This is a genomic window from Neisseria cinerea (assembly GCF_900475315.1).
GTDB lineage: Bacteria > Pseudomonadota > Gammaproteobacteria > Burkholderiales > Neisseriaceae > Neisseria > Neisseria cinerea.
The window spans coordinates 292656-308342 of the sequence record NZ_LS483369.1 but is presented as its reverse complement, the minus strand read 5'-3'; the positions used below and the strand labels follow the sequence as shown (position 1 = coordinate 308342).

General features: G+C 51.8%; 16 protein-coding genes and 1 tRNA gene. 4 read left to right on the top strand and 13 right to left on the bottom strand.

Translation table 11 applies throughout. The annotated features are described in order from the left end of the window. Nucleotides 1–9 precede the first annotated feature (9 nt). Nucleotides 10–621, top strand: a complete 612-nt coding sequence (locus DQM57_RS01635; RefSeq protein WP_111726485.1) for a CNP1-like family protein — start codon at nucleotides 10–12, stop codon at nucleotides 619–621. 58 nt (nucleotides 622–679) lie between these two features. Here the strand turns inward: DQM57_RS01635 and accD are convergent, their stop codons facing one another. The 13 genes from accD to mltG form a co-directional block, all read right to left on the bottom strand. Then, nucleotides 680–1552, bottom strand: a complete 873-nt coding sequence (gene accD / locus DQM57_RS01630; RefSeq protein ID WP_111726483.1) for an acetyl-CoA carboxylase, carboxyltransferase subunit beta — start codon at nucleotides 1550–1552, stop codon at nucleotides 680–682. Nucleotides 1553–1589: 37 nt separating this feature from the next. Beyond that, nucleotides 1590–2375, bottom strand: a complete 786-nt coding sequence (gene trpA, locus DQM57_RS01625; RefSeq protein WP_108043274.1) for a tryptophan synthase subunit alpha — start codon at nucleotides 2373–2375, stop codon at nucleotides 1590–1592. 396 nt (nucleotides 2376–2771) lie between these two features. Beyond that, nucleotides 2772–3275 carry a c-type cytochrome gene (locus DQM57_RS01620; RefSeq protein ID WP_111726481.1) on the bottom strand — a complete coding sequence of 168 codons (504 nt, stop codon included), beginning with the start codon at nucleotides 3273–3275 and terminating at the stop codon, nucleotides 2772–2774. A 496-nt stretch (nucleotides 3276–3771) separates the two neighbouring features. Then, nucleotides 3772–3864 (bottom strand) — tRNA-Ser (locus DQM57_RS01615). Nucleotides 3865–4015: 151 nt separating this feature from the next. Continuing rightward, entirely contained in the window at nucleotides 4016–4531 is a 516-nt protein-coding gene (locus tag DQM57_RS01610) for a 3-deoxy-manno-octulosonate cytidylyltransferase (RefSeq protein ID WP_111726480.1), read from the bottom strand. A 23-nt stretch (nucleotides 4532–4554) separates the two neighbouring features. After that, nucleotides 4555–5316 carry a 3-deoxy-manno-octulosonate cytidylyltransferase gene (gene kdsB / locus DQM57_RS01605; RefSeq protein ID WP_111726478.1) on the bottom strand — a complete coding sequence of 254 codons (762 nt, stop codon included), beginning with the start codon at nucleotides 5314–5316 and terminating at the stop codon, nucleotides 4555–4557. After that, nucleotides 5313–5495 carry a Trm112 family protein gene (locus DQM57_RS01600; RefSeq protein ID WP_002221286.1) on the bottom strand — a complete coding sequence of 61 codons (183 nt, stop codon included), beginning with the start codon at nucleotides 5493–5495 and terminating at the stop codon, nucleotides 5313–5315. The genes kdsB and DQM57_RS01600 overlap by 4 nt, the downstream gene beginning before the upstream one ends. A gap of 68 nt (nucleotides 5496–5563) precedes the next feature. Then, nucleotides 5564–6145, bottom strand: coding sequence for a DUF2059 domain-containing protein (locus tag DQM57_RS01595; RefSeq protein WP_167395509.1), 582 nt, complete (start codon nucleotides 6143–6145; stop codon nucleotides 5564–5566). A gap of 153 nt (nucleotides 6146–6298) precedes the next feature. Next, entirely contained in the window at nucleotides 6299–7333 is a 1035-nt protein-coding gene (lpxK, locus tag DQM57_RS01590) for a tetraacyldisaccharide 4'-kinase (RefSeq protein WP_111726474.1), read from the bottom strand. 38 nt (nucleotides 7334–7371) lie between these two features. Then, nucleotides 7372–7653: a hypothetical protein gene (locus DQM57_RS01585; protein WP_111726472.1), complete on the bottom strand. Its 282-nt coding sequence runs from the start codon at nucleotides 7651–7653 to the stop codon at nucleotides 7372–7374. An 81-nt stretch (nucleotides 7654–7734) separates the two neighbouring features. Then, entirely contained in the window at nucleotides 7735–9015 is a 1281-nt protein-coding gene (locus DQM57_RS01580; RefSeq protein ID WP_111726470.1) for a malic enzyme-like NAD(P)-binding protein, read from the bottom strand. A gap of 218 nt (nucleotides 9016–9233) precedes the next feature. Beyond that, entirely contained in the window at nucleotides 9234–9854 is a 621-nt protein-coding gene (gene tmk / locus DQM57_RS01575) for a dTMP kinase (RefSeq protein ID WP_111726468.1), read from the bottom strand. Nucleotides 9855–9913: 59 nt separating this feature from the next. Next, on the bottom strand, nucleotides 9914–10909 hold the full coding sequence (gene mltG, locus DQM57_RS01570) for an endolytic transglycosylase MltG (RefSeq protein WP_111727603.1): 996 nt from the start codon (nucleotides 10907–10909) through the stop codon (nucleotides 9914–9916). Nucleotides 10910–10992: 83 nt separating this feature from the next. Between mltG and ampD the strand changes: the two genes are divergently transcribed. The 3 genes from ampD to ligA all read left to right on the top strand — a co-directional run bounded on the left by ampD (nucleotide 10993) and on the right by ligA (nucleotide 15675). Further along, nucleotides 10993–11565: a 1,6-anhydro-N-acetylmuramyl-L-alanine amidase AmpD gene (ampD, locus tag DQM57_RS01565; RefSeq protein WP_111726466.1), complete on the top strand. Its 573-nt coding sequence runs from the start codon at nucleotides 10993–10995 to the stop codon at nucleotides 11563–11565. Between the two features lie 194 nt (nucleotides 11566–11759). Next, a complete protein-coding gene (locus DQM57_RS01560; protein WP_111727602.1) occupies nucleotides 11760–13046 on the top strand; it encodes a cell division protein ZipA C-terminal FtsZ-binding domain-containing protein in 1287 nt (428 codons plus the stop codon). A 133-nt stretch (nucleotides 13047–13179) separates the two neighbouring features. Further along, nucleotides 13180–15675: an NAD-dependent DNA ligase LigA gene (ligA, locus tag DQM57_RS01555; protein WP_111726465.1), complete on the top strand. Its 2496-nt coding sequence runs from the start codon at nucleotides 13180–13182 to the stop codon at nucleotides 15673–15675. Nucleotides 15676–15687 lie beyond the last annotated feature (12 nt).

The following is a 15687-nucleotide window of genomic DNA, read 5'->3' as shown; positions in this document are numbered from 1 at the left end:
GAGAAATCTATGCGCCGCGCCATCCTTCTGATTCTGACCCTGACTGCCGGCACGTCCCTTGCCGCTGGCTTCAGCCAAAAAAATACGCTGCTCAATACACACTACCGTGAAACGTCTGAAGAAACTGCCACCAGGGAATTTAAAGAACATACTGCAGCATTGCCGCCGCTGCCCGATACGCACTCGGAGGGGTGGTTCGATATTTATGTGGATGAAGATTACGGCAAACAACCCAAAATCCTGCTCAACAGCCTGCAAATCATGCCGGCGCCGGACACCAGCATCCGCTATATCCTCAATATCCGCTCCGACAAAGGCTACGACAACCTGTCTGCCGAAGGCATATTCTGCGCCCGCTCATCCATCCGTTTCGGCAACGACAAACTTTCCTCCTACAAAGTATTCGGATACGGCGATACGGTCAACCGCCGTTGGATACAGCCTCGAAATACCGAATGGAAGCCGATAGGCGGTACACTCGGCCGAAACGACGCCTTACGCGCCGTGCTGTATGCGGCATTCTGCGAAGACGGCATACCGACCGACACGCGCGGCCTGATACAACGCCTGAAAGAACGTGCCGGACATTATGCGCCATCGATGAAACAACACTCCAAATAAACCGGATATAAAAATGCCGTCTGAAACAATTTTCAGACGGCATTCGCATTATCAGGCATCATGCGGCGGCAACTTTGTCCTGACGGAGCAACAACGTAATCAAACTGCTGATTCGCTGCTTAATCTCACGCCGGTCGACAATCTGGTCGATTGCGCCTTTTTCCAGTAAAAACTCGGCACGCTGGAAGCCTTCCGGCAAGGTTTCCCGTACAGTCTGTTCAATAACGCGCGGTCCCGCAAAACCGATTAGGGCATTGGGTTCGGCCAATACGACATCGCCGAGGAAAGCGAAGCTGGCGGATACGCCGCCCATGGTCGGATCGGTCAATACTGATATAAACGGCAGGCGTTTTTCCGTCAACAAGTGCAGCGCGGCACTGGTTTTCGTCATCTGCATCAATGAGTTTACGCCCTCCTGCATACGCGCACCGCCGGAAGCCGCCACACAGACGAACGGACAATTGTCGGCAACCGCCCGACGGATACCTTGTACGAATCGTTCGCCCACAACCGAACCCATCGAACCGCCGATAAAGCGGAATTCAAACGCAGCAACCACAACGGGCAGGCCGTTCATCTTGCCTTTCATCACCACCAAAGCATCATCTTCCCCGGTCAGCTTGCGTGCCGCACTCAAACGATCCGGATATTTTTTGCTGTCTTTAAACTTCAAAGGATCTGTCGGTTTGACATTTCCGGCAACCTCCTCTCTGCCATCCTCATCCAAAAGCAGATTCAGGCGTTGTCGTGCCGACAACGGATTGTGGTGGTTGCATTTCGGACAAACCTGATTGTTCTGCTGCAACTCGGTAGAATAAACGGTTGCCGAACAAGACGGGCATTTGTGCCATAGACCCTCGGGAACATTGGAAGAACCGTCTTTTCCGCGATTCTTGATTTTGGGTGGCAGGATTTTATCTAACCAGCTCATGGACAACTCCTAAAATATTCAGGATGAGGAACCGCCGTCAGCGCACGGCATCCTTCAACTCTTTCACCAAAGCACCGACGGCGGCAGCCTCGTTGCCTGTATTGTTTTCGATTTCTTTCACAATCCGGCTGCCAACAATAACTGCGTCGGCAACCCGACCGATTTTGCGTGCACTTTCCGCATTACTGATACCGAAACCGACACCGATGGGAATATCAATATACTGACGCAAATACTCTATTCTACTCGAAACTTCATCCGTATCCAAACTTGCCGCACCCGTGACCCCTTTGAGCGATACATAATAGACGAAACCACCTGCAAATTGTGCAATGGTCTTAATGCGCCCTTCAGTCGTTGTAGGTGCAATCAGGAAAATACAGTCAACCCCGTTGCCTTTCAGCTCGCGATATAAAGAATCGATGGTTTCAATGGGGGAATCCACTGTCAACACACCATCCACCCCCACCTTTGCGGCTTCCTGAGCAAACTCCCGATAACCCATCTTATGTATGGGATTCAAATACCCCATCAAAACAACCGGCGTTTGAGTATCGGTTTCACGAAACCTTCTGACAACATCCAAGACATCACGCAGAGAAACACCGTTTACCAACGCCCGTTCCGCCGCACGCTGAATAGTCGGACCATCCGCCATCGGGTCAGAAAAAGGCACACCCAACTCTAAAATATCCGCACCATTTTCCACCATACTGTGCATTATTGCCAAAGTCGCCCCAATGTCCGGGTCTCCAACCGTAATATAAGGTATCAATGCCTTCTTATTACCCAATACGGCAAAAGTCTGTTGGATTCTACTCATTTCTCTTACACTCCCAATACCGGTGAGGCTCCGGCAAACAATCGATAAATCTTTTTAAGTATAACACCTGACGCGCAGATAGGCGAATAGGCATGGCACTTCGATTGTGCAACATATCGCCGTAACCTTTTTACCGGAAACGGGCCGTTTTCCAACTGACGGTTTTTATGAACCGATACCAAACAAACCATAAGGACAATCAACAAAAGGGGACAGGTATTGAGCTGATTGACCCGCCGTAAAAAAGTCTTGAATGGGTAACCGGCATATAGACTGCCGCCCCCTTAAATAGCTCAGTTTGGAATGAAAAAACCGGATTCCATATATTGCATGGAATCCGGTTTCATCAAATATCCGAACAGGCTTGATCACAATATCGTGAATATTGTAAACAATTCAGAATGTTGCGCCAGACTGATTAGCCATGTAATCGACTGCAGCCTTCACTTCATCATCACTCAAACCGGCATTGCCGCCCTTGGCAGGCATCGCATTAAAACCTTCGAGCGCGTGTTTGTGCAAGGTTTCCTTACCTTTTGCGATACGTGGTGCCCAATCGTCTTTTTTACCCACTACAGGTGCCCCGGGAATGGTACCGCCATGACACATTTTACAGCTGGCCTCAAATATTTTCTGACCATCGACAGCAACGGAAGCTTCTGCTTTTGCTTCCGGTTTAGCTTCCGCCGCGGGGGCTTCCGCCTTCTCCTCAGGTTTGGCTTCAGTTGAAGCCGCTTCTGCAGACGGAGCAGCCTCCTGTGCGGCAGCCTGAACCGAAGATGCCTCGGCCTGAACTTCAGAAGCAACGGCTGAAGCCGCCTCTTGCGCCTCTTGTTTGCTTTCTTGCGAACAAGCTGCCAAACCTGCCGCCATCATTAAAGTAATCAGTAGTTTGTTCATATTGTATCTTTCTTGAGTTTTATCTTTAGATTGCCGCTTTATCCAAACGGTTGGGGAATTCTAACATATGATTTCAATAATCTAGTTCTTTATAATTAGAGTTTTTGGCATAAGTCATATTTTGTGCAAAAATATGGCTGATAACCATAATCAAACACTTTCACAAAAAATATATCTCATTGTTTTACAATTGCAATCCACATATCTAAATACCTTAAATAAAGTCATCCCATCTGAAAACCGATAAAGCCCGTCTTTTAGCTTTGCATTTTTAAACCAATCCGCCGTATTCGGAATAATAACTTTAGCCATCATGGTAAGTTGTCATTCAAAATGACCACACACATTATCATAAGACTTATGATAAAAGTCTTTACAGGCTTACATTTGTTGCTGAAAATTACACAAACAAAATAAATATAATTCAATGATTATTAATGCATTTTCAGTATGTTATACAAAAAATAACGCCCCGTTTCGGGGCGCTTGTATTCTGTGGCGGAGTAAGAGGGATTCGAACCCTCGATGCAGGTTGACCCCACATGCTTCCTTAGCAGGGAAGTGCCTTCAGCCTCTCAGCCATTACTCCTAAGGAAAGCAGAATTGTAATTAACTTTATTGATACCGTCAAGAAGAAACAGGAAGCATAAATATCAGCATCTTGAAATTAAATGATATTTACCTCGCTCATGCCGACAATCGACATTTCTCAAAACAAAATATCCTTATCAATCAAATCCTCATAAAAAATGCTTTTGGGCATCTTGCTTAGCTTCCTGAAACCACACATCTTCAGGAAAACGTGCAAGCGCGGCATCCAATGTTGACAACAGGTTTTGCGACAGGGCTTTGGTCAGGTATTCCTCCTCGTTGGCTTCTGCCGCTTTGTCGGGCTGTTGTGCCAAACCGTCGGCACGGGCTTTGTGTCCGTGTGCCAAATAATTGAGCGCGGTAATTTTCTGCGCCCAAAGCTGCGGTATATCGGGATTATCCTCAATCATCACCGATAGGATAGATACGGCCGTCGTCAGCCGTCCGCCGTTCATTCGGAGATCCAGAGAACGGTTGGGTGGCAGGGTGCTGAGTATCTCTGCCATTCTGAACCAAAATTCACCGCTGGCTTCATCAGGTGCATTCAATTTAAGCATTTCATAGTGAACCTCCTGATCATCGTTTTGCACGAGACCCCATACTTCGGCAAGGATTTTCTGTTCTTCCCGGCTCAAGTGTTGCCATTTCTCAAAATATTGCGACATATCCTTTTCCCTTTGAATCTATTTTATATAGTCTGAAATACAGCGCGAACCCTGTCCAAATCCTCCTGCGTATCTACGCCGGCGGCAGGGGCTTCTTTGGCGGTTTCGACAGCAATCGGGTAGCCGTGCCACAGGACGCGCAGTTGTTCCAGTGATTCGATGGTTTCCAGCGGCGAAACGCTCATTTCGGCGTAACGTTGCAGGAAACCGGCGCGGTAGGCGTAGATGCCGATATGGCGCAGGACGGCGGTTTCGGCGGGCAATTCGCGTTTTTCAGCGCGCATGGCTTCTCGCGGATAGGGAATCGGGGCGCGGCTGAAGTAGATGGCGTTGCGGTTTTTATCGAGGATAACTTTGACGACGTTGGGATTCATAAATTCGTCGAAATCGTGCAATTCGTGCGCCGCGGTCGCCATTTGTACGTTGTTTTCCACTAAGACTTCGGCAGTGCGGTCGATGAGTTCGGGGGCAATCAGCGGCTCGTCGCCCTGTACGTTGACGACCACCAGATGTTGCGGCAGTTTCAGCGCGGCGGCGGCTTCGGCAAGGCGGGTCGTGCCGCTTTCGTGCCGGTTTGAAGTCATGATGACTTCGACGCCGTGCGCCTGACAGGCCGTCTGAATATCGGGATGATCGGTAGCAACGACGACGCGCGCCGCCTTGCTTTTTGCCGCCTGTTCGGCAACGCGCACGACCATCGGTTTGCCGTGAATATCCGCCAAGGCTTTTCCGGGCAGGCGCGATGAATCCAGCCGCGCCGGAATCAATACGACGAATTCGGTCATGCTTTGAGTTCCTCTTCGCTCAACGCTCGCGCTTCGTTTTCCAGCATATAGGGAATACCGTCTTTAATCGGATACGCCAGCTTGGCTTGACGGCTCCACAATTCCTGTTTGTCCTGATGATATTCCAGCCTGCCTTTGGTAACGGGGCAGACGAGGATGTCTAAGAATTTTTTTTCCATGGGGTTTCTTTCGGGTTTGATGGTTTAATCAATCGGATGCCCTCTGTAATATTTCAGACGGCTATCATTTATTTCTGATGCCTTTTCCCAACCTGTCCGGCTTGCTTGCAGCCTGCATCAGGATTTTTACCGCCGCAGATGATGCGCCGCAACTCTTCTGTAAACTCAGGCAGATGATTTTGCGCGATTTTCTCTGCCAATGCAGTCTGGGATACCGCTATTTCGCTCATCGATTTCTTGATTAAATGCGGATTTTTGGCAACGACTGCCTGCCCGACAGGCGAACTGTAAAAGGCAATCATGCCGTCAATTTCTTCTTGCGTGTATATCTCAGCAGCATTCTTCAATAAAGTATTGCGGACAGCCTGTTTCGCTTCGGGCGTGATCAAATCTTTCAAAACATTCTCACGATAACGATTAAAGGCTTCTGCCGCCTGATCTTTTTTCGCTTCAGGTATTTTAGCAAGGGCTTTGTCCGCATACGGTTTAAATCCGACATTGAAGCCGTTAATCATATTTTTTTCTATATCCCGGTCGAAATTCTGCGTATCCAACCAACGCTCCAGCGAGGCGTCGCTGGGCGGAGCGGCAAACGCGCCGGCGCACAATGCCAAAGAGGCGAAAGATAATAACAGGGTTTTCAGCTTCATATTCAATCCTTTAATATCGGAAATACAAGCGTTGTTAATTTATGAAATTTATAAACATTTTTAGAATCCGGTGTCCGGATTCCTGCCTGTTCGGGAATGGTGGCATAGGACGTTCTTATTCCAGTCCGTTATCACTTCGCCCAAACTGTGCTTTCAGACAGCCTTTAGCACTCCTTCCAGCTGCTCAAACACAAAATCCGATAAATCAGGTTCGATTATCGCACAAACGGGCAATACCCATACATGGTTCAAACCGATGCCGTCTGAAAACTTGACCGCATCCTTTTCCGTAATAATCACCGCGTCCGCATCGGGCAAATCTGCCGCCGAAATATCGGCGTGGTCGGGCAGCGCGACGGTTTGGTTCAAGGTGATGCCCATGCTCCGCAACGAATCGAAAAAACGCTCCGGCTTGGCGATGCCTGCCACGGCGGCGACGGTTTGATTTTTCAGACGGCCCGTGTCCAGTATTTCGGACGGCCGGTTCAAACGGTAAATTTGTCCCGTTTCGATACGGCTGTGAAACATATTTTCAGATGGCATAAACGACGCATCCACCTTGCCGCCGCTGACAACGACCGCATCCACCGAATCCAGCCGCGACAAAGGTTCGCGCAAATTACCGTTGGGCAGCAAGTCCAAATCCGTACGCCCTGTATCCGCCGCCGGAAACACCGCGATTTCCACATCCCGCCGCAGGGCGTAATGCTGCAAACCGTCGTCCGCCACAATCAGCCCGATGTTGGGATGCGCCGCCAGCAACGCCCTGCCTGCCTCCGCACGGCTGCTGCCCACCGCCGTCGGCGCACCGGTTTTGCGGAACAGCAGCAAAGGCTCGTCGCCTGCATCTTCCGCTCGGCTCTCGGCATTCAATACATGACCCGCCTTGCTCTTGCGCCCGTAGCCTCGACTGATGATGCCGACCTTGACGCCCTTTTCCTGCAAACCCGACACCAGCGCGGCGACAATCGGCGTTTTTCCTGTACCGCCGGCATGGATATTACCGACCACAACCACAGGCACGGGCAGTTTTTCACTTTTCCTACGTCCCGACAAAAAATCCGCACGCCGTTTCGCCGCTATTCGGGCAAACAGCAACGACAGCGGTTTGAGGAAAAAAGACAGTAAAGCATTAGGGCGTTGCCAATGCCGTTCGATAACGGTATGAAATTTGAAACAATTCGGCATACTCGATACAAATCTTCAAAGCAGAATCAGCCGGTACATTAATAATGCGTACCCGATGCAGATCCACCTATAAGTAATACGAAAATCAAACCGATAAGCAAACCAACAAGGTAAATAAGCAACTGAGCTTTACAGAAATTGGCACGGTTAGGGTTGCCGCTGCCGAACGCCCAAACAAAAAGCATAATGATGTTGACCAAAGGAATCATGAAAACAATCATCGTCAACACCCACTGCCCTGTCGTCATGACGGGGGCGGTTTGTTTTGAAGTCTCGGGCATATCGCCAATATGATAACGGACAGGTTCCATCTCTTTCATTTTCCAGTATCTTTCATTTATCAATCTGACAGCAAAATGCCGCCTGAAAATGGTTCAGACGGCATTTTTACACTCAGCGTATTACAGCTTCCATTCGCTCAGCTTGGCAGCGTAAGCTTCCAAATCTGCAATCGGACGGGTTGCCACGCCGCTTTCCATCGCTGCTTTGGCGGCAGCCGTAGCAACGCGAGGCAGCAGGCGGGAGTCAAACGGGGTCGGAATCAGGTATTCCGCGCCGAATTCGAATTTCTTACCGTAAGCGGCAACCACTTCTTCGGTTACTTCTTCCATCGCCAAATCTGCCAGCGCATACACGCAGGCGCGTTTCATTTCTTCGTTGATGGTCGTTGCACCGACATCCAACGCACCGCGGAAGATGAACGGGAAGCACAATACGTTGTTCACTTGGTTCGGGAAGTCTGAACGGCCAGTACCGATAACCACGTCCGGACGGGTTTCTTTTGCCAGCGGCGGCAGAATTTCCGGATTCGGGTTAGCCATAGCGAACACGATGGGTTTGGCATTCATGGTGTTCAACATTTCAGGCGTCAGCAGGTTTGCACCGGACAAGCCCAAGAAGATGTCTTTGCCTTTGACGGCATCGGCCAATACGCGTTGACCGTTGTCTTCTATGGCGTAGAACTGTTTGGACTCATCCATGCGGTCTTTGTCTTCGCGGGTTTTGTAAATCACGCCTTTGGAGTCGCAAACGGTCACGTTTTCACGTTTCAAACCCAAATCCAGCAATTGGTTCAAGCAGGCAATCGCGGCCGCACCTGCGCCGGAACACACCAAAGTCGCTTCTTCGATTTTACGGCCGGTATGACGCAAAGCGTTCAATACTGCGGCGGCAGTGATGATGGCGGTACCGTGTTGGTCGTCGTGGAATACAGGGATTTTGCAACGTTTGCGCAATTCGCGTTCGATATAGAAGCACTCAGGCGCTTTGATGTCTTCGAGGTTGATACCACCGAAAGTCGGTTCCAAAGAAGCGATGATGTCTACCAGTTTTTGCGGGTCTTTTTCATCGATTTCGATATCAAATACATCAACGCCGGCGAATTTTTTGAACAATACGCCTTTACCTTCCATCACGGGTTTACCGGCCAGTGCACCGATATCGCCCAAGCCCAAAACGGCGGTACCGTTGGAAATCACGGCAACCAAATTGCCTTTGGCAGTGTATTTATAGGCAGTTTGCGGATCGGCATGGATTTCCATACAAGGAGCAGCTACGCCCGGAGAGTACGCCAACGCCAAGTCTTTAGACGTGGCCAGAGATTTGGTTGGGGTAACGGAGATTTTGCCCGGCACGGGGAATTCGTGGAACTGCAGGGCGGCTTCTTTCAATGAGTTTTCCATGTATCAATCCTGTTGTGAGAAAGAAATTTGAATCGGACTGTCCGAAACACTTTCGAGACATCGGGTTACGGGCGGTTCGTCGATATTTCCCACGCTTCCTGCCTTGTAACTGCGTGTAATTCTATCATGACCAAGGTTTGGCGCATACCGCTATTTTGATAGGCGGTACAACCATCTGATTTTTTGCTGAGGCGGGCCTTCTTGCTTCAAATCCGCCATCAATATCCGAAATGCCCGTCCAACACCTTTTCTATGCTATTTCTGACTTCTTCCACGCTGCGGTTGCCGTCAATAACGGCGTAACGTTCCGGGCAGGCTGCGGCACGGTTCAGATAAACGCTGCGCACACGCATGAAGAAATCCGCCTGTTCCTGCTCGAACCGGTCTTTCTCACGCGACTGTCCGATACGCGCCATCGATACTTCCAGCGGCACATCCAACAGCAGGGTCAAATCCGGTTTCAAACCGCCCTGCACCCAATGTTCCAATATTTCAATGTCTTCAGACGGCATTCCCCGTCCTCCGCCCTGATAGGCAAAGGTTGCGTCGGTAAAACGGTCTGATACGACGTGTATGCCGTCTGAAAGCGTGGGCAGGATGACTTCCTCGATATGCTGCATACGTGAGGCAAACATCATCAGGGTTTCCGCACGCAAACCTGCTTTGGTTGCCGGATTGAGCAAAATCTCGCGCAATGCCTCTCCCAGCGCCGTACCGCCCGGTTCGCGCGTAAACAGGACGGGCAGTCCCCTCCGTTCAAACCATGCCTTGATGGCGGCAAGGTTGGTGGATTTTCCGGCTCCGTCTATACCGTCCAAAGTGATGAATTGAGGCTTCATATTGGTTTTCCCAACAAGGGTATGCCGTCTGAAAACACAAACTTTTCAGACGGCATGGTTTATTTTTTCAAAATATATTTGCGGACGGCGGCGTTGTGTTCGGTCAAGTCATGACTGAACTGGCTCAAACCCGTACCGTCCATTTTAGAAACAAAATAAAGGTATTTTTCACCGGACGGGTGGGCGGCCGCATCAAGCGCCGCCTTACCGGGCAGCGCAATCGGGGTCGGCGTCAACCCGCCGCGCGTATAGGTGTTGTACGGCGTATCGCGACGCAGGTCCGCCTTTCGGATTTTGCCTTTGTATGCGTCACCCATGCCGTAAATAACAGACGGATCCGTTTGCAGGCGCATACCGATTTTCAGCCGGTTGACGAAAACGGAAGCAATATGGGCCCGGTCGGCTTCGTGCCCGGTTTCCTTCTCAATCAGGCTTGCCAGAATCAGCATTTCGTAGGGGTCTTTATAGGGCAGCCCGTCCTGCCTGCCTTCCCATGCCTCATTCAGGCGGCGTTGCATTGCCTTGTATGCGGCTTTGTAAATCTGCAAGTCGCTGCTACCCGCGTCAACTTCGTAACTATCGGGGAAAAATTGACCTTCCGGATTCCTGCTAACCGCGTCCGGTGCGATTTCGGCCATCAATTTTTCATCACCCCACCCTTTGGTATCGTGTTCGATGTCCTGCGTACCGTCGATTGTTTTGCGCATATGGGCAAAGCGCGACCCTTCGATAATCTGTACGGTAACCAGATCCGGTCTGCCGCCGCGCATTTTCTGCAAAATATCCCAAGCCGACACTTCCGAAGGCAGTCTGTACGTACCCGTGTGCAACCTGTTATGCACGCCTAAGGCATAGGCCGCCGCCATCAATACGTGCCTGCTGTACACGATGCGGTCTTCGGCAAGCTTCCTGCCAACCGAGGAAATACCCTGGTTTTTGGCGATTTTAATCCTGTACGCCCTGCCGTTATCCTTAGGAACAAAAAGCAATACCGTAAAAACGGCTGCCGACACGGTCAAAAAAACGGCAGACCATTTCAACAATTTTCTCAACATGGTAGGATTCCCAATATCGGAATACATCTTAAAATTTCGGCGACAGTATAACCCAAATTACCCCATAAGACAGGAAGGACATCATGGACAATCCCGCTACAGCACCCTGGCAGGACGGTTGGCTGCAAAGCGTGCGCCACATTCCGTCGCCGAATTTCGGCCCGAGGGAGTCCAAAGAAGAGGTTTCCCTTGTCGTATTGCACAATATCTCGCTGCCGCCGTTCGAATATGGTACGGATGCGGTTGAGAAGCTTTTTACCAACCGCCTAGACCCGAACGACCACCCGTTTTTCGGATTGATACACACTTTGCGCGTATCCAGCCATTTCTTAATCAAACGCGACGGAGAAACGGTACAATTCGTTTCCTGCGACAATATGGCATACCATGCCGGCGTATCTTCATTCGGCGGCAGGGAAAAATGCAACGCTTTTTCTATCGGCATCGAAATGGAAGGCTGCGATTTCGAACCTTTTGCCGAAGCACAATACCGTTCGCTCGAAACATTGTTGGAAGCACTCTGCCGCCGCTACCCCGTTGCCGCAATAACCGGACATCAGGACATCGCACCCGGCCGGAAAACAGATCCCGGATATTTTTTCGACTGGCAAAGAATCCGGCAAAAAGGCTTTCCCGTAAACAGAAATGCCGTCTGAAGACCACATATTTCATACAGTGTTGCAGAAAATCCCCCCTTATTTCGACACACTGCTGCCAGACACTTCGATTTTCGTTATAATTCAAACATTATGACAGACCGTTCAGGCACAATGCCGAAAACGCAAACCCGATTTAACCGCAGCGCCGCACTTTGCGCATCCTGCATCCCGAAATTTAACAAGTGATTGCCATGATTTACATCGTACTGTTTCTAGCCGTCGTCCTCGCCGTTGTCGCCTACAACATGTATCAGGAAAACCAATACCGCAAAAAAGTACGCGACCAGTTCGGACACTCCGACAAAGATGCCCTGCTCAACAGCAAAACCAGCCACGTCCGCGACGGCCAGCCGTCCGGAAATTCGGGCATGATGCAGAAACCGCACACCGAGGTTAAAAAACCGGCCAAACCCCAAGACCCCGCCCTGAGGAACCTCCAAGAACAGGATGCCGTCTACGTCGCCAAACAGAAACAGGCAAAAGCATCCCCGTTCAAAACCGAAATCGAAACCGTCCTGGAGGAAAACGGCATTATCGGCACGCCCGTCCAACCCGTTTCAAAATTCTCGGCCGAACCTTCTGCCCCGCAACCCGTCCGTGCGGCCGCAAACCCTGCACCCGTTCCGCAAACACCTGCAAAACCACTGATTACGCTCAAAGAACTGTCAAAAGTCGAATTACCCTGGTTTGATGTGCGCTTCGATTTCATTTCCTATATCGCGCTGACAGAAGCCAAAGAACTTCACGCACTGCCACGCCTCTCCAACCGCCACCGCTACCAAATCATCGGTTGCACCATGGACGACCACTTCCAAGTTGCCGAACCCATCCCCGGCATCCGCTACCAAGCCTTCATCGTCGGCATCCAAGCGGTCAGCCGCAACGGGCTCGCCTCGCAAGAAGAGCTCTCCGACTTCAACCGTCAGGTGGATGCGTTTGCGCAGAGTATCGGCGGCCAAACACTGCATACCGACCTTGCCGCCTTTACCGAAGTGGCTTCCGCGCTGGATGCGTTCTGCGCCCGTGTCGACCAGACCATCGCCATCCATTTGGTTTCCCCTACCAGCATCAGCGGCGTAGAGTTGCGTTCCGCCGTATCGGGCGTAGGATTCACACTCGGAGAAGACGGCGTATTCCACTATACCGACAAGGCGGGTTCGACCATGTTCTCCATCTGCGCACTCAACAACGAGCCGTTTACCAACGCCCTTTTGGACAACCAATCCTATAAAGGCTTCAGTATGCTGCTCGATATTCCGCACTCCCCGGCAGGCGAAAAAACTTTCGACGACCTCTTTATGGATTTGGCAGTCCGACTGTCCGGCCAACTGAACCTCAATTTGGTCAACGATAAAATGGAAGAAGTATCTACCCAATGGCTTAAAGACGTACGCACCTACGTTTTGGCACGTCAGGAGGAAATGCTCAAAGTCGGTATCCAGCCCGGAGGAAAAACCGCATTGCGCCTGTTCTCATAAATCCAAAACCTCAAAGGCGGATGCATCGGCAACGGTGTATCCGCCTTTTGTTTTCCTGTAAAATCCGACCATTTCCAACACGTTTTACCGTTCAGACGGCATTTGTCCATGCCGTCTGAACCTGTACGAATCCATGAACCCGACCGCACAACACATCCGCCGCCTCACCGACCTCCTTAACCGCTACGCCTACGAATACTACACCCTCGACGCGCCCAGCGTACCCGATGCCGAATACGACAAATTATTCCGCGAACTCGAAGCGTTGGAGTTAAACCATCCCGAGCTCAAACTGCCCGACAGTCCGACCCAGCGCGTCGGCGGCGAGCCTTTGGCGGGATTTGCCGAAGTGCGCCACGAAGTGCCGATGCTGTCGCTGACCAACGCCTTCTCCCCGCAAGATGGAAACGGCGTGTTCGACCATGCCGAAATGTACGCTTTCGACCAACGCGTGCGCGACGGCTTGAACGGCGGCAATCCCGAATACATTATCGAACCCAAATTCGACGGCCTCGCCATCAGCCTGCTCTACCGCGACGGCGTATTGGTGCAGGCGGCAACACGCGGCGACGGTACCACAGGCGAAGACGTTACCCAAAACGTCAAAACCGTCGCCAACATTCCTCTGCGGCTGCACGGCGAAAATACGCCCGAACTCATCGAAGTACGCGGCGAAGTGCTGATGCAAAAAGCCGATTTTGCCGCTCTCAATAAACGCCAAGCCGAAAACGGGCAAAAACCCTTTGCCAATCCGCGCAACGCCGCCGCCGGCAGCCTGCGCCAACTCGATTCGCGTATTACCGCGCAACGCAAACTGCACTTTTTCCCCTACTCCGTCGCCCGCCAGCAAGGCGGTTTCGTCGCGGAAGAACACATCCAAGAACTCGCCTATTTCCAAGAACTCGGCTTCAGCCTGCCTAACGGCAATTTCGGCTGTTTCAAAAATATCGACGAAGTATTGGCATTTTACGAACAAATGCAGCAAAAACGCCCCGCCCTACCCTACGAAATCGACGGCATGGTGGTCAAAGTCAACAGCTTGGCGCAACAGCGCGAACTCGGCTTCATCTCCCGCGCGCCGCGCTGGGCAATTGCCCACAAATTCCCCGCCGAAGAAGCCCTGACCGTCGTCGAAGCCATAGATGTACAAATCGGGCGCACCGGCGCGGTTACCCCCGTCGCCCGCCTGCAACCCGTATTCGTCGGCGGCGTCACCGTAACCAACGCCACCCTGCACAATCAGGACGAAGTATCGCGCAAAGACGTGCGCATCGGCGATACCGTCGTCGTGCGCCGTGCCGGAGACGTGATTCCCGAAGTCGTGCGCGTGATTTTCGAACGCCGCCCGATGCAGGAAACCGACGTTACGGGACTTTCAGACGGCATCAAATACCAACAAGATGACCTGTTTGCCGAAGCACCGGCTGTAAACCAAACCCAATCCGTTCCGCTCCACAAGCCCTACCGCCTGCCGACCCATTGCCCCATCTGCCACAGCGAAATCGAACGCGAAGAAGGCGAAGCCGTCGCCCGATGCAGCGGCGGCATGCTTTGTCAGGCGCAACGCGCGCAAGGCTTAATCCACTTCGCCTCGCGCAAAGCGATGGACATCGACGGACTCGGTCAAAAACAAATCGAGCAGCTGGTCGCCCAAGACCTCGTCCGCCACTTCGCCGACCTCTACCGTCTCGACATCCCGACCTTGCAAAAAATGAAGGAAACGGCGGATAAAGCGTCGTCTGAAAACGAAAACAGCGACGCAGAAACGGTTTCAGTCGACCCATCTGAATCCAATACCCAAAACGGCAAAAAACAGCCGACCAAGTGGGCGGAAAACATCCTCGCAGGCATAGAAGCCAGCAAAACACCTGAACTCGCCCGCTTCCTGTTCGCGCTCGGCATCCGACACGTCGGCGAACGTACCGCCAAAACACTAGCACAGGCATTCGGATCGCTGGAACACGTCCGCTGCGCGCCCGAACCCATTCTCGCCTGCCTACCCGACATCGGCACCGTCGTCGCCCGCTCCATCGCCCACTTCTTCACCCAAGACGCGCAGCAGGCGATGATAGACGAGCTGCTCGCCGCAGGCGTTGCCCCGCAAACCCAAGCCGTTACCATCCCGCCCGCCCGCCACGCCGAGCCGCAACGCTGGATTGCCCGCCTGCCCGGTTTCAAAATCAGCGAAAACAAAGCCCAAGCCTTATGGGAACTCGCCGGCAAAAGCATAGAAGGCCTGCAAACCGACAAAGCCCTCCCTGCCGACTGGCAGGCGTGGCACAGCGAACCACAAAACGCTGCCCTGCTCGAAAACCTGAAAACCTTCTTCTCTCAAACACCGTCTAAAAATCAAGAAGAAACAGTTTCAGAGTGCGCAGCCTCCCCGTGGGACTGCCTCAATGAAGCCGTAGCAGGCAAAACCTTCGTATTAACCGGCACCCTGCCCACCCTCAAACGCGACCACGCCCAAGCCCTAATCGAAGCTGCAGGCGGCAAAGTTTCCGGCAGTGTTTCCAAAAAAACCGATTACGTCGTCGCCGGAGAAGCCGCAGGCAGCAAGCTGGAAAAAGCCAATGCCTTGGGCGTTTCCGTCCTCAGCGAAGCCGAACTGCTTACCCTGCTCGGCTGAACCCATGCCGTC